Annotated in this window: 13 protein-coding genes; 3 read left to right on the forward strand and 10 right to left on the reverse strand. The window is 50.1% G+C overall.

Translation table 11 applies throughout. The features are described 5' to 3' along the window. Positions 1–214: 214 nt before the first annotated feature. Together EKM84_RS01505 and rnz are read right to left on the reverse strand one after the other, a co-directional pair. The gene (locus EKM84_RS01505; RefSeq protein WP_125762941.1) at positions 215–604 is read right to left on the reverse strand and encodes a lipopolysaccharide assembly protein LapA domain-containing protein; all 390 of its coding nucleotides are present in this window, start codon (positions 602–604) and stop codon (positions 215–217) included. Next, on the reverse strand, positions 604–1,554 hold the full coding sequence (gene rnz, locus EKM84_RS01510) for a ribonuclease Z (RefSeq protein WP_125762943.1): 951 nt from the start codon (positions 1,552–1,554) through the stop codon (positions 604–606). The genes EKM84_RS01505 and rnz overlap by 1 nt, the downstream gene beginning before the upstream one ends. Positions 1,555–1,893: 339 nt before the next feature. Between rnz and EKM84_RS01515 the strand changes: the two genes are divergently transcribed. Next, positions 1,894–2,169 (forward strand): hypothetical protein, encoded by a 276-nt coding sequence (locus EKM84_RS01515; RefSeq protein ID WP_125762945.1) that lies wholly within the window; start codon positions 1,894–1,896, stop codon positions 2,167–2,169. Between the two features lie 13 nt (positions 2,170–2,182). Then, a complete protein-coding gene (locus EKM84_RS01520) occupies positions 2,183–2,929 on the forward strand; it encodes a hypothetical protein (RefSeq protein ID WP_125762947.1) in 747 nt (248 codons plus the stop codon). Positions 2,930–3,336: 407 nt separating this feature from the next. On the opposite strand, the gene obgE is transcribed toward EKM84_RS01520, so the two are convergent. Both obgE and uvrC read right to left on the reverse strand, forming a co-directional pair. Continuing rightward, positions 3,337–4,632, reverse strand: a complete 1,296-nt coding sequence (gene obgE / locus EKM84_RS01525) for a GTPase ObgE (protein WP_125762948.1) — start codon at positions 4,630–4,632, stop codon at positions 3,337–3,339. Between the two features lie 88 nt (positions 4,633–4,720). Beyond that, positions 4,721–6,538 (reverse strand): excinuclease ABC subunit UvrC, encoded by a 1,818-nt coding sequence (uvrC, locus tag EKM84_RS01530; protein ID WP_125762949.1) that lies wholly within the window; start codon positions 6,536–6,538, stop codon positions 4,721–4,723. A gap of 164 nt (positions 6,539–6,702) precedes the next feature. Between uvrC and EKM84_RS01535 the strand changes: the two genes are divergently transcribed. Next, positions 6,703–6,891 (forward strand): SPJ_0845 family protein, encoded by a 189-nt coding sequence (locus EKM84_RS01535; protein WP_125762950.1) that lies wholly within the window; start codon positions 6,703–6,705, stop codon positions 6,889–6,891. Positions 6,892–6,953: 62 nt separating this feature from the next. Here the strand turns inward: EKM84_RS01535 and EKM84_RS01540 are convergent, their stop codons facing one another. From EKM84_RS01540 to EKM84_RS01565, 6 genes are all read right to left on the reverse strand, one after another. Then, positions 6,954–7,253, reverse strand: coding sequence for a nucleoside triphosphate pyrophosphohydrolase family protein (locus EKM84_RS01540; protein WP_125762951.1), 300 nt, complete (start codon positions 7,251–7,253; stop codon positions 6,954–6,956). 2 nt (positions 7,254–7,255) lie between these two features. Further along, positions 7,256–7,852: a ribosome biogenesis GTP-binding protein YihA/YsxC gene (yihA, locus tag EKM84_RS01545; RefSeq protein WP_125762952.1), complete on the reverse strand. Its 597-nt coding sequence runs from the start codon at positions 7,850–7,852 to the stop codon at positions 7,256–7,258. A 188-nt stretch (positions 7,853–8,040) separates the two neighbouring features. Further along, complete coding sequence (clpX, locus tag EKM84_RS01550; RefSeq protein ID WP_125762954.1) at positions 8,041–9,297, reverse strand: ATP-dependent Clp protease ATP-binding subunit ClpX; 1,257 nt, start codon at positions 9,295–9,297, stop codon at positions 8,041–8,043. A gap of 212 nt (positions 9,298–9,509) precedes the next feature. Further along, positions 9,510–10,820: a trigger factor gene (gene tig, locus EKM84_RS01555; protein ID WP_125762956.1), complete on the reverse strand. Its 1,311-nt coding sequence runs from the start codon at positions 10,818–10,820 to the stop codon at positions 9,510–9,512. 263 nt (positions 10,821–11,083) lie between these two features. After that, on the reverse strand, positions 11,084–12,274 hold the full coding sequence (gene tuf, locus EKM84_RS01560) for an elongation factor Tu (protein WP_125762958.1): 1,191 nt from the start codon (positions 12,272–12,274) through the stop codon (positions 11,084–11,086). A 171-nt stretch (positions 12,275–12,445) separates the two neighbouring features. Next, positions 12,446–13,411, reverse strand: a complete 966-nt coding sequence (locus EKM84_RS01565) for a hypothetical protein (RefSeq protein ID WP_125762960.1) — start codon at positions 13,409–13,411, stop codon at positions 12,446–12,448. Positions 13,412–13,482 lie beyond the last annotated feature (71 nt).

Consider the following 13,482-nt stretch of genomic DNA (forward strand, 5'->3'; position numbering starts at 1 on the left):
GTTGTCTAAGCGGTAAACCGCTAAGACAACTCCCACGGCTGAGCCTATTTTCACCATCCCTGCGGCTAACACAGCGTTAACCCAGTACCCGTTTATCGTTCTAATCAGATCTACCGTTATTAAGTTCATCTTACCAACTGATTGGTTAGACAAACGATAGTCTCATTGATTGATTAACTACAATGACAGCTATCGTACGCGTCATTCAGTTAGTCTATTGCTTATCCAACTGTGCCTGTAAATCAGCCACCTGCGCCTTCAGGGTCTTGATTTGCTTCTCCTGTAATCCGGCTGCCTGCTTGCTGTTGGAGTTTTGCAGACGCTTGTTCAACCGGTCATTATCGGCCTTTAACGCCGTGATCCGGTCGTTGCTGGTCTTCTCCAGATCCTTGTAAGCGCGATTATGTTGGAAACTATTGATGGTTGAGAAAAGAATCATCAGGATGGCCCCAATTAAGATGGAGACCAACAGAATCAGAATCAACGGCCAATGAACCGTGGTAAAGCCAAACGAAACGGGCACACTCTCCACGTTTAGAATTGCAAAAACCGCGACAACGATTACCAATAAAATAGTTACAACGATTCGCCATTGATTCTTCATCACTTCGCACCAGCTTTAATTATTTTTTGAAACGGCACATCTACTTCATCAAAGTCCTTGACCACCTTGGTATTCTTGAAGACGTCGCGGGCCTGTTGTTGCAGGTCTAACGCCATCTTACCGGTGTACCGGGCGGAAATATGGTTCAATAATAACATCTTCACGTGCATCCGCTTAGCCAGTTCCGCCGCCTGAATGTTGGTGGAATGGTAGTATGAGCGAGCTAACTTGCTTTCGCCCTTGGCAAACGTACTCTCGTGCACCAAGACGTCCGCATTGCGCGCCAATCGTTCCTCACCAGGTGTCTGCCGGGTATCGCCTAAAATAGCGACGATACGTCCCGGCTGGGCGGGGCCTAAGAAATCCTGGCCGTTGAGGGTCCGTCCATCGGGTAAGGTAACCGTTTCGCCGGCCTTGAGCTTGCCGTAAACGGGGCCCGATGGAATCTGGGCCTCCCGCAGCTTATCCACTTGAAGCTCACCCGGATGATCCTTTTCCTCTACCCGGTAGCCGAAACACTCGATGCGGTGATCCAGGTGCTGGGCGTAAACACGGAACTTACTGTCCTCAAAGACTAACCCATCGCTGGCCAATTCTTGATAATGAATCTTATAGGATAGCTTGGTCTCGGACACCCGTAGACTGATTTCTACAAAGCTCCGAATCCCTTTAGGTCCATAAATCGTCAGTGGTTCATTGCCCCCCTGAAAGGAGCGACTACTCAACAAGCCCGGCAGCCCAAAGATATGGTCTCCGTGCAGGTGGGTAATAAAAATTTTATCAATTTTACGTGGCTTTAAGGTCGTTCGTAAAATTTGGTGCTGTGTCGCTTCGCCGACGTCAAACAGCCAAACGGAGTTGCGTTCGTCTAGCAGACGCAAGGCCGTACTCGTTACGTTGCGGAACTTTCCTGGCGAACCAGCGCCGGTCCCTAAGAATTCAATTTCCATAATTTTTTCGTTCCTATCCTATTTAGAAGTCCGAACACCATTTTAGGGGATTTTCGGGCAAACCGCAACTTTTCCACCCCACTTTTCCAATTGTCCGGAGTCACTCGCAACTTGTCTAACGTGGTTGTACCGGGTCGAGGCGTTGCCCCCCTCATCCCCCGGTTATTCCCACAAGGGCCACGAATCCCGTAGCCACTCGTTTTCGTCCCCAACTGGCAAATTTCCGTTAAATTTTCTGCGAAGTCTGGGGTTCCCTGAAAAAATTCGGTATACTGAAGGTAATCGAAGTCGTTGCCAATTTTTCTAGGCGACGGCGACACGAACTGGGGAGGGAGTGCCTTGCGTCTCATTGATTTTAACCGGTCCACAATTGATTTACATCCCGCGTTGCGGCTCTACTGGGAACGCGACCATCAGCTACAGCCCATCACCGACCTCCAGCCGGGCGGCCAGCGACTTTTGTTGGTCAGCGGACCGGGACATCCCCTGACACTGGACCAATTTCGCGCCCGGTGTCAGCAGATCGACCCCCACGCGAGTCTCTTTATCGCGGCGGAGCCCCCCATTCGGCTGTACGGTTACCGTCTTGTGCCTCACCAAATTTTGCTCGGTTGAAAGGAGTTTTACCATGCGTTTATCAAAAGTTGCCATCCTAGCCAGTCTGCTCGCCGTCGTTGGCCTGGCCGGTTGTCAAGACAACGCGTCAAAGAGTACCGCTAGTTTTAAAAATAGTAGCAGTCAGTCCAGCAGCTATCACGCCGCCAACCCGGACGCGGCCGTAACCCAATCATCATCCCCTAAGAAAGAAGCCCAGACTTACGAACCGAAGGCTGCTCAAACCAAGAGTGCGCGCTATGTGAAGTCGGGCAACCTCAAGTCGTCCGGCCAATACACCTACGACAAGGTCGGCACCAAGCTCCAGTTGGCGAAGGTCAAGCATCCCCAAACCACCATCAAGAGTGGTGACCTGACCTATAAAGTCACGACGGTGCGGTTGATCAAGAATACCGCCAAGACGGCGGCCGCCAAACGCATGGCCGCTCAGGCATTGAACCTGACCACCCTGAAGAGCCCCTACTACACGATTCAGGTGAAGTTCGCCATCACCAACAGCGGCGACCACGACGTCACCACCGATGGTATTCAAGCAATTCGGTTGAAAAAGGGCCTAGAGCTGAATGCCGCCAACCAACTGAGCGACGCCAGTGCCGGCAAGACGATTGCCGCTCACGACAAGCTCGACACCTTCGCCACCGGACTCGCCAGCGAAAAGACCAAACCCACTTTCAAATCGGTCAAGATTTCCTTCGCCGGCGCCTACGCGGATCACAAGCAAGTCGCCGACCCAACTGGCTGGTTGAAATTAACGCTGTAGAAAATTCAAGCAACCTAAACTATGAGGACGTGCCGCAACTGGCCGTCCTTTTTTGATGCTCACACACAACTTTAAAACACAAAAAAATCGCCACCACCTAATTTTTCAGGTAATGGCGACGATTGAAAGACAATAAAAACTTTATAGCTTTTGGTTTTAACTGCTGTCTTTGGTAAAAAGCTGTCTTCACCGGAGGAAGCCAGAGACGGAGTCAGCTGTGTCGATGGTGTTGGCTGGGGTTCTTTCCCAGCCTACAGCATGGGCCGACTTTGGAGACGTGTGATTTTCACGGCTTCAAAGCGAGGTGGAAGCCAGCTCTTTGGCTGGAACCGGGCCCCACAGCAGGCGGAGTCTCTGGAAGCCGCAGGTGAACGGGTTTATGCCGTCCCGACAGCCATTTAAACCAGTTAAGCCATGTATTCGAAGGTGAAGTCGCCAATCTTAACCGAGTCCCCGTTTTGGGCACCGTGGCTCCGCAGGCTATCGTCAACCCCCATCCCCCGCATTTGCCGAGCAAAGCGTAAGAGACTTTCTTCATGATTGATATCGGTCATTTGGAACAGCTTCTCAAGCTTGTCGCCGCCTAATATCCAAGTCCCGTCTTCATCCTGCGTCAGCGTAAATTCAGCTTCTGGCTTGAACGTGTATTCCGCAGAGGTGGCCACTTCTGGCTGCTTAACTGGGAATTGTGGCGTTTCGGCCAACATATCCGCCGTACGACCCAACAGAGGGGTCAAGCCATCGTGCGTCAAGGCGGAGACCGCAAAGATTTCTGGTGTCTTCGCTAACAACGTGTCCTGCTTCAAGTCTTCCTTGAACTTGGCCAGGTTGTCCGCTGAATCCGGCATATCCATCTTGTTCGCAACCACGATTTGTGGCCGCTTCAAGATGTCTGGATCGTACGTCTTCAACTCTTCGTTGATCTTTTCAAAGTCATCGTAGGGGTCGCGGCCTTCCAGCCCACTCATATCGATCAAGTGGAGGATGACCCGCGTCCGTTCAACGTGCCGTAAGAATTGGAACCCGAGTCCAACCCCGGTTGCGGCGCCTTCAATCAAGCCGGGTAAATCGGCCATCACAAAGTCACGACCATCGGGCAAGCGCACCATCCCCAGGTTAGGGACCAGCGTGGTAAAGTGGTATTCCGCAATCTTTGGCTTGGCACTCGTCACCGTGGACAGTAACGTGGACTTCCCAACGGATGGGAACCCAACTAGCCCAACATCGGCCAAGACCTTCAATTCGAGTTGCACTTCAAATTCTTGACCAGGTTCACCATTTTCGGCGATTTCTGGTGCTGGGTTCTTGGGTGAGGCAAAATGAATGTTGCCCCGACCACCACGGCCACCCTTGGCGATCACGGCTTCGTCATCACTGGCCACCAGGTCGGCCATAACGGCGCCCGTTTCCAAATTGATGACCGTCGTGCCCTGAGGGACCTTGATGATGGTATCATCGGCACCGCGGCCCGTCATGGATTTGATGGCCCCGTTACCCCCGTTTTTCGCTTTGAATTTACGGGAGTACCGGAAGTCCATCAGCGTCCGTAAGCCTTCGTCGACTTGGAAGATGATGTTACCACCACGACCACCGTCACCACCGGCTGGACCACCGTTTGGCACAAATTTTTCGCGCCGGAAGGCCACCATACCATTCCCACCGTTGCCGGCCTTCACGTTAATTTTAACTTGATCTACAAACATAATTTTTATTCCTCGTTTTCTAAACCAGCGCGTGCTGCTTTCTCTCTAAGACTCCTGCTAGCCAGTATACCGGCAAACGGTCGCCACGTCAAAGTTTCGTTGGCGTCCGCGGACTTTTTATTTCGGCTGTTTCGGTTGCCAGCGTGATGTGAATCGTTTGGGCCACGGGTTCACTGATTCCCAGGCCCCGCAGGTCATCCACGGAAGCCTCACCGATTTTCTTGGTCGAGCCAAATTTCCGCAACAGTTTATTTCGCGTCTTCGGCCCCACGCCAGGGATGCGGTCCAACCGAGAACTCAGGGAGTGCTTGGTGTGAACCTGCCGGTGGAAGGTGATTGCAAACCGGTGAACCTCATCTTGAATCCGCTGGACCAGGTAGAAGCCCTGACTCTTGGGATCCAAATGAATGTGTTCATCGTTGGGACCGAACAACAGGTCGGCCGTCTTATGGTGGTCGTTCTTGACCATCCCGGCGACCGGAATGTGGAGGTCAAATTCGTCGGCTAAGACCTCCTTGACGGCATTCATTTGAATGTCGCCCCCATCCATCAAAATCAGGTCCGGCATGGCGCCATGCTCCTTTAAGAGCCGGCCATACCGTCGGCGAATGACTTCCAGGGTACTGGCGGTTTCATCCGCGTGATCGACCGTCCGCAATTTATATTTCCGATATAACTTTTTGTTGGGTTGACCATCAACGAACACGACCATTGCGGAGACCAAATCGGCCCCCTGAATATGTGAGTGGTCAAAGGCCTCAATCTTGTGCCCCGGGGCAATGCCCAAGGCATCGGTGATTTCCTTCATGGCACCCGTGGTCTTACTTTCATCCAGCTCCAACAGCCGAAACTTCTCGTCTAAGACCAGTTTGGCGTTCTTCCCGGCCATCTCCAGCAAATCTCGTTTGGTGCCCCGCTGCGGCGTTCTGACGGGCACCTTGAGCAGCTCCTCGATGACGTCGTGGTCAATGCTGGCCGGCACCAGGATTTCGCGTGGGAGCACCGTATTTTTCCGTTGATAGAACTGCACAATGAAACTCGCCAATTCTTCTTCAGCGGAGTTCACGACGGGAAAGAGGCGCTTCTCTCGCTTCATCAAGCGAGCCTGCCGAATGAAGAAGACCTGAATCGACAGCCAGCCCTTATCCAGGTAGAAGTTGAAGATATCCCGGGGCGTGTTGTCGTTAGAAATGATCTTTTGCTTTTCGACCGTGGCTTCAATGTAACGAATTTGGTCGCGTAAATCAGCGGCCCGTTCGTATTCCATCTCGCTAGCCGCCTTGTCCATCCGCGTCGCCAGTTCCTTCTTGGCGTGAGCCACGTTCCCGTTTAAAAAGGACTTGATCTTGCGAATCTGCTTGGCATAGGCCTCTTCCGGTACCTCTTGGAAGCAGGCGCCCAGGCATTGACCCATGTGATAGTACAGGCAGGGCCGGCCTTGAAACCCGGTGCACCGGCGTAACGGGTAGACCTTCTGCAGGAAGTGCATGGTCTCCTCCGCGGCGTACACGTTGGGGTACGGTCCAAAGTAGTAGGCCCCGTCCTTGCGAATGTCACTGACCAGTAGGAGTTGCGGGTCCCGTTCATTGGTAATTTTAATGTAGGGGTAACCGGTCCCCCGCTTTAATTTAATGTTGAAGTAGGGTTGGTGCTTTTGAATCAGGGTAATTTCCAACAGGAAGGCTTCCTTGTCGGTCGAGGTGATGATCGTTTCAAAGTCCACGATTTCACTGACCAGTTGGGCCGTCTTCCCGGTATGGCTACTCTTGAAATACGAGCGCACCCGGTTCTTCAGGTTCTTCGCCTTCCCCACGTAGATGATCTGACTGTTGATGTTCTTCATCAAGTAGCAGCCGGGAAGGCCCGGCAGTAAGGCTAGCTTGTGTTCTAAATATTCCGACGCCAAGGAAAATCCCTCCCGTTTTTTTATCGTATAGATTAGCTTTTAAATTATAAAACGAATGTTTGTTTGGTGCAAGTGAAAGCCCCCGTGCCACCACTGCGGCCGAAAAAATGACAAATCCGCGGAATTCTGCTATGATTACTGAAAAAGCAAGGAGGTGGTTCGATTTGGCATTGAAAGTCAAGCGTCAAGACGACCTGGATTCCATGTTCGGTAAGTTTGCCCAAATGGACCCGACCGACGTCAAGCGTGATAAGTTTCTGAAGCGCAACGACGAACACAAGAATGACAAAAAGGGTAAGGGCCTGATCAAGGACGATCAGATCAAACATGAAAAGAAGCACGAACACGACTAGGTCGTTGTACCAAAAAAGGTCTCACGGAAAATTTTCCGTGGGACCTTTTTGTTGACGCTAATTTAATGGTTTGGCTGATATCCATGGGGATAACGCGCATTAAGCCGCTTGATGTTATCCTGAGCGACCTCATCGAAGTCGATGTCGGCCCACTGGGAAATCTGGCTCAGGTACCACAGCACATCGCCCATTTCTTTGACGATGGCGTCGTGATCCAAGTCCTTACCGTGGAAGGTGTAATTTTTAACCAAATCAACGACCTGGCCCGTTTCGCCGGCTAGGCCCAGCGCACAATTCGTCAGGACCTGTTCGTTGCCGTACAGCGTCCGGTTCGCAGCTTTTTGATATTCGTTAAATTCCAAATTTATTCCTCCCCAAAGGCTTGTTGCTCGATCCAGTTCCAGACGGCATCCTTCCCAATCTTCTTGGGTGCCGAGAACATGATGATGTTGTCCGCATCGCTAGGCAGGTCCATCGTCTTCTTGATCAGGCTAACCGCTTGGTTCCACTTACCACGCGCAATCTTGTCACTCTTGGTGGCAACAATCAGCGTTGGTAAACCATAGTAAGCCAGCCACTGATACATCGTCACATCGTCCTCAGTTGGCGCGTGACGGGCATCCACGAGGGAAACGACCCCTTTTAACTGGTCACGTTGGGTCAGGTAGGTTTCGATCATGTTCCCCCACTTTTCCCGTTCTGACTTTGAAACCTTGGCATAGCCATAACCGGGGACGTCAACGAAGTAGAGTTGGTCCTCCACGTTATAAAAGTTCAGGGTTTGTGTCTTCCCTGGTTGACTCGATGTCCGGGCATAAGAGTTCCGGTTGATCAGGACGTTCGTTAGTGAGGATTTACCCACGTTAGAACGACCGACCAGCGCAATCTCTGGGTACCCCGTCGTTGGGTACTGCACGGGGTCTACCGCGCTCATGACTAATTCGACATGATTGACTTCCATTAGTTAGTCCATCCTCTCCAAAATATCTTTCACCATTTTAACACAGAAAGACTGGCCACATGGCAAATTTTCTAAAGCGACGCGGTGGAAGCCAGCCACGACGGGCAATGAAACTTTTTTTAAATTAAAAACTCGGGCCACGAAAAAAGGAGCCAAGGCCGTAGCCCCGACTCCCAGTGACACAAAAATTATGACGCCTTTTGATCCTTTAAGACCAGTTCCGGTTCGGCATGGTTGGTAACCGTGTCGGCCGTAATGATGACCTTAGCCACGTCGTTACGACTTGGGAGGTCAAACATAATATCGCGCATCACATCTTCAATGATGGACCGCAAGCCCCGGGCACCCGTGTTCCGTGCGATGGCTAACTTGGCCATTTCACGTAAGGCGGCTGGTTGGAACTCGAGCTCAACGTTATCTAATGACAATAACTTCTCGTATTGCTTGACCAGCGCGTTCTTAGGTTCCGTCAAGATCCGGACCAAGTCGTTCTCGTCCAGTTTTTCCAGAGCCGTTAAAATTGGTAACCGACCAATAAATTCAGGAATCAGCCCAAATTGTAAGAGGTCTTCTGGAATGACGTGTTGCATTAAGCTATCGCCTGAGGCCAACACGTTTTGTTCCTTGGTGTCGGCACCGAAACCAATCGTCTGGTCACCCAAACGCCGCTTAACGATACCGTCAATCCCATCAAAGGCCCCACCAACGATGAATAAGATGTTGGTCGTGTCAATTTGAATGAATTCTTGTTGGGGATGTTTCCGACCACCCTGAGGCGGCACGTTGGCAATCGTCCCTTCCAAGATCTTCAACAGGGCCTGTTGGACCCCTTCACCAGAAACGTCCCGCGTAATCGACACGTTTTCGGCCTTCTTGGCGATCTTATCAATTTCATCGATGTAAATGATGCCCTTTTCAGCCCGTTCAACGTCGTAATCGGCGCTTTGCAAGAGCTTCAACAGGATGTTTTCAACATCTTCACCCACATAACCGGCTTCGGTCAGGGTCGTGGCATCGGCAATGGCAAATGGCACGTTCAAAATCTTAGCCAGGCTTTGTGCCAGGTAAGTCTTCCCGGAACCAGTAGGTCCGATCACAGCGATGTTACTCTTCTGCAATTCAGGGCCGTCATTGTCGGCCTGAGCCATTTCGTTGACCCGCTTGTAGTGGTTGTAAACGGCCACTGAAAGCGTCCGCTTAGCTTCGCTTTGGCCAATGACATAGTCGTCAAGTGTCTTGACGATATCTGCCGGCGTTGGTACTTCTAAGGTTTCTTGTGCGGCGTCTTGGCTGAACTCTTCATCGATGATTTCCTTACAAAGGTCGATGCATTCGTTACAGATGTAAACACCTGGGCCAGCAACAATCTTCTGCACTTGGTCTTGTGATTTACCACAGAATGAGCACGTTACTGGGCCATTCGTTTCGTCGGTGTTTTCAAACAAATAAACTCACCCTTTCTCTCCAGGCTTAAGCCTTAACTAAATGATTCGTTTTTGGTCAGTAAACCTGTCGAACTATCCAGGTTTCCCATCAATCGTGTACTATACCACAGTTGACGACCCCTGAAAATTATTTTGCCTCGCACAACAAGTTTGCGATATAAAAAAACCGGAACAACAGCGCCTGTCGTCCCGGTCATGTCTAGCGGCAACGATTATTCGTCGTCTTCGGCATCCTTCTTCTTGTCTTGCTTAGCGGAGTCGGCAATTAAGTCAACGGCACTCTTGATGGCGATATCATGCTTCAACATGTCATCTGAAAGGGCACTGCGAACAGCACTTTCTTCCATACCGTATTGGGCAGCTAAGTCCTTAACTTCAGCAGCAACTTCGTCTTCGGAAGGTTCGATCTTTTCGGCTTCAACAACGGCTTCCAGAACCAAGTTGGTCTTAACCCGCTTGTCAGCACCGTCAGTGAATTGCTTACGCAAGTCGTCTTCGGTCGTACCAGTCAATTGGAAGTACATCTTAGGTTCGATACCTTGTTGTTGCATGTTAGCCAGGTATTGATCCATTTGACGGTCGATGTCATCCTTCAGCATAGCTGCTGGGATTTCAGCGATTTCGGCGTTGTCAACAGCTTCACTGATGGCTTCGTCTTCGATGGCTTCGTGAGCAGCAGTCGTCTTTTGTTCCTTTAAGTTGTCTTTAGTCTTAGCCTTTAATTCTTCTAAGCTGTCAACGTCTTCGTCAACATCCTTAGCGAATTCATCGTCTAAGTCAGGCAATTGCTTTTCCTTAACTTCGTGGATGGTAACCTTGAAAGTGGCTTCCTTGTCACGTAAGTCTTCGGCTTGGTAGTCCTTAGGGAAAGTAACCTTAACGTCCACGTTTTCGCCAGCCTTGTGACCAACTAATTGGTCTTCGAAGCCAGGAATGAAGGAGTTAGAGCCCAATTCCAGGGAGTAGTTGTCAGCCTTGCCACCGTCGAATTGCTTGCCGTCAACGTAACCGTCAAAGTCGATAACAACCGTATCGCCCTTAGCAGCGGCTTCGTCTTCTTTCAAGACTAATTCAGCTTGTTGTTGACGTTGCTTTTCTAATTCAGCGTCAATGTCCTTTTGGTAAACACGGGTGTTTTGCTTAGTTACGCTAAGGCCCTTGTAGTCACCAAGCTTAACGTCAGGCTTAACCGTAACGTCAGCCTTTAAGACCCAAGCCTTACCCTTGTCCATGGATTCAACATCCACTTGGGGTTGGTCGACTGGTTCGATGCCAGCTTCTTTGATAGCAGCTTCATAAGCTTCTGGCAAGACAATGTTTAAAGCGTCTTGGTAGAGTGCTTCTTCACCGTACATTTGGTTGAAGATTTGACGTGGAACCCGGCCCTTACGGAAACCTGGAACCGCTAAATTCTTCTTAGTTTGTTGGAATGCTTTGTCCAAGCCTTCCTTAATCTTATCAGGAGCAATTTCAAAGGTCAGTTCGCCTTTAGTAGCTTCCTTTTTTTCCCACTTTGCAGCCATTATTTTCCCTCCGAAATGAAAGATATTACTATTTACAATTCTAGCAATTGCATACTGTATTAGTGTACCTTATGGCGCCCAAATTGTAAAATGATTTTTGCCGAAACACCGTGAATGGCGCGGATTCTTTGCCTATTTTCGCAGAAAATTCACAAATCGAACCCGTTGACCACTGAACATGGGTTTGGATTTCTGGTCAAAACAAAAGGGACCGAAAAGATAAACTTTTCGACCCCTCTTGCAGATACGCTAATTAATTAAAATTAGTCGTCAATTTCCGTAACGGTACCGGCACCAACGGTGTGGCCACCTTCACGAACAGTGAACTTCGTACCCTTTTCAATGGCAGCTGGTTGGATCAGTTCAACAGTGAACGTCACGTTGTCACCAGGCATAACCATTTCAACGCCATCAGGCAATTCGATAACACCAGTGATATCAGTGGTGTGGAAGTAGAATTGTGGACGGTAGTTGGAGAAGAATGGCGTATGACGGCCACCTTCTTCTTTGCTCAAGATGTAGACTTCACCCTTGAACTCCTTGTGCGTTTGGATCGAGCCTGGCTTAGCCAAAACTTGTCCACGAACAACTTGTTCACGGTTAATCCCACGGAGCAATGCACCAACGTTATCCCCGGCTTCACCAAGGTCCAACGTCTTACGGAACATTTCAAGACCAGTAACAGTCGTCTTCAATACGTCGTCATGTAAACCAACGATTTCGACTTCGTCACCAACCTTAACCATCCCACGGTCGATACGACCAGAAGCAACAGTCCCACGACCAGTGATCGTGAAGACGTCTTCAACTGGCATCAAGAATGGCTTGTCGTTTTCACGTTCTGGAGTTGGGATGTAATCATCAACAACATCCATCAAGTGAAGGATAACCTTTTCTTGTTCTTCGTCGCCTTCGAGAGCCTTCAAAGCAGAACCGCGGATAACAGGAATGTCATCACCAGGGTAATCGTATTCTGAAAGCAACTCACGAACTTCCATTTCAACTAAGTCGACAAGTTCGTCGTCGTCAACAAGATCAGTCTTGTTTAAGAAGACGATGATGTATTCAACACCCACTTGGCGAGCAAGCAAAATGTGTTCACGGGTTTGTGGCATAGGGCCATCAGTAGCGGCAACAACCAAGATAGCACCGTCCATTTGGGCAGCACCAGTGATCATGTTCTTGATGTAGTCAGCATGTCCTGGGGCATCGATATGCGCATAGTGACGCTTTTCCGTTTCGTATTCAACGTGAGCAGTGTTGATCGTGATACCACGTTCACGTTCTTCTGGAGCAGCATCGATATCAGCGTAATCTTCGGCCTTTGCTAAACCTTTGCTAGCAAGTACCTTAGTGATTGCAGCAGTTAACGTCGTTTTCCCATGGTCAATATGGCCAATAGTACCAATATTTACATGGGGTTTAGTTCTTTCATAATGTTCTTTTTCAGCCATTAATGAAACCCTCCTGTATTTTATCGCAAGCGCAATTTATCTTCCGAAGAAAACAAACTACCCTTTGCGTAAAATTATACTACTTCTTTTCAGAAAGGGAAAGCTGGAACCCTCCCAAAAAAGAATCCTTGACCAGTATATATGCTGAAGAATTATTTGTAAACTAAAATTTCACTCATTTTCGGGATTTTCGGGATTTTGTCCCCCGATTACATCGAAGAGTTCCGCCATGAAGCGGTTTAGCGTGGTTTGCCAGTCTTGCATTTCCTTAATCATTTCTTCAGAAACGGTGGCCGTCAGGGGTAATCCTGCAATGGTTTGCACCCAACTGACCGGATCCGTGATGGTGCGATCGATGAACGGGTACAGCATCATCAGCTGTAACGTAATCGTTTGCTGTAAGTTCGCTGCCAGCATCGGATCTTGCTGGCCTAAATCTTCCTGCAAGTATTTCTGAAACGCCACAGCGGCCTTGCTCGTCCCCACTGGCTGGAGTTCCTTCACGGCCACAGTGTAGATTCGATCATCCAACCAGTGTAGTTTGACCGTCTGATCGACGTGTAGCCGCATGAGGCCCTCCAGCAGGTCTGCCCGCAGTAAGGGGTGCAAAAAGGGATCGACCAACAGATACTGCACGCCCTGCAAGTACATGGCTAGCGGCAGCTGACGAGCATGCTCCAAGCGCTCTCGCTGCTCGTTAAAGGGAACGTCCCCCAGGTGATAGAATTGCTTGGCAATCACCCGTTGCGTTGCCGCGAGGGACTCAGTCGAAGCCGCCTCGGCCGCCTCAATCTGAGCCAGCCCCCCTGCTCGCCAAGTTTCGGCTGCAGCTAGGGCGCAGAACTCACGGGCAAATATAAATTGTTGATTCTTCAAGGCCACGTCCAGCCGGAGCTGAAAATCCTTGGCCGTCGTCAAATAAACGCTGTTCTGCTCGGCCGCATATTGTTCGGCCATTAGATATTTCTGGTCGTGGTAAAGACTTGCGACCACATAGCGGTTCAATTCGGCCGTTTGCTGGTCCTGATAGAGCGTTTCAAAGAGGTCACTTGCCGTTGACCATTGACGACTTTCAAACGCCGCTACGGCCTTCTGATAGGCCTCATCACGAGCCGCTGGACTAGGAAAATTTGACATGGGTCTTCCTCCTTTAGGGTATCGTGTTGACAACTCAAAACGGACCCCTGCCAAATCGGTAGGAGGCCCGC

Source organism: Levilactobacillus mulengensis, assembly GCF_003946045.1.
In the GTDB taxonomy this organism is placed as follows: domain Bacteria; phylum Bacillota; class Bacilli; order Lactobacillales; family Lactobacillaceae; genus Levilactobacillus; species Levilactobacillus mulengensis.

What these genes read in the sequence shown, in the direction of transcription:
- EKM84_RS01505 (WP_125762941.1), bottom strand. Translation starts at nt 604, where the DNA reads ATGAAGAATCAATGGCGAATCGTTGTAACTATTTTATTGGTAATCGTT.
- rnz (WP_125762943.1), bottom strand. Translation starts at nt 1,554, where the DNA reads ATGGAAATTGAATTCTTAGGGACCGGCGCTGGTTCGCCAGGAAAGTTC.
- EKM84_RS01520 (WP_125762947.1), top strand. Translation starts at nt 2,183, where the DNA reads ATGCGTTTATCAAAAGTTGCCATCCTAGCCAGTCTGCTCGCCGTCGTT.
- obgE (WP_125762948.1), bottom strand. Translation starts at nt 4,632, where the DNA reads ATGTTTGTAGATCAAGTTAAAATTAACGTGAAGGCCGGCAACGGTGGG.
- yihA (WP_125762952.1), bottom strand. Translation starts at nt 7,852, where the DNA reads ATGGAAGTCAATCATGTCGAATTAGTCATGAGCGCGGTAGACCCCGTG.
- tig (WP_125762956.1), bottom strand. Translation starts at nt 10,820, where the DNA reads ATGGCTGCAAAGTGGGAAAAAAAGGAAGCTACTAAAGGCGAACTGACC.
- tuf (WP_125762958.1), bottom strand. Translation starts at nt 12,274, where the DNA reads ATGGCTGAAAAAGAACATTATGAAAGAACTAAACCCCATGTAAATATT.
- EKM84_RS01565 (WP_125762960.1), bottom strand. Translation starts at nt 13,411, where the DNA reads ATGTCAAATTTTCCTAGTCCAGCGGCTCGTGATGAGGCCTATCAGAAG.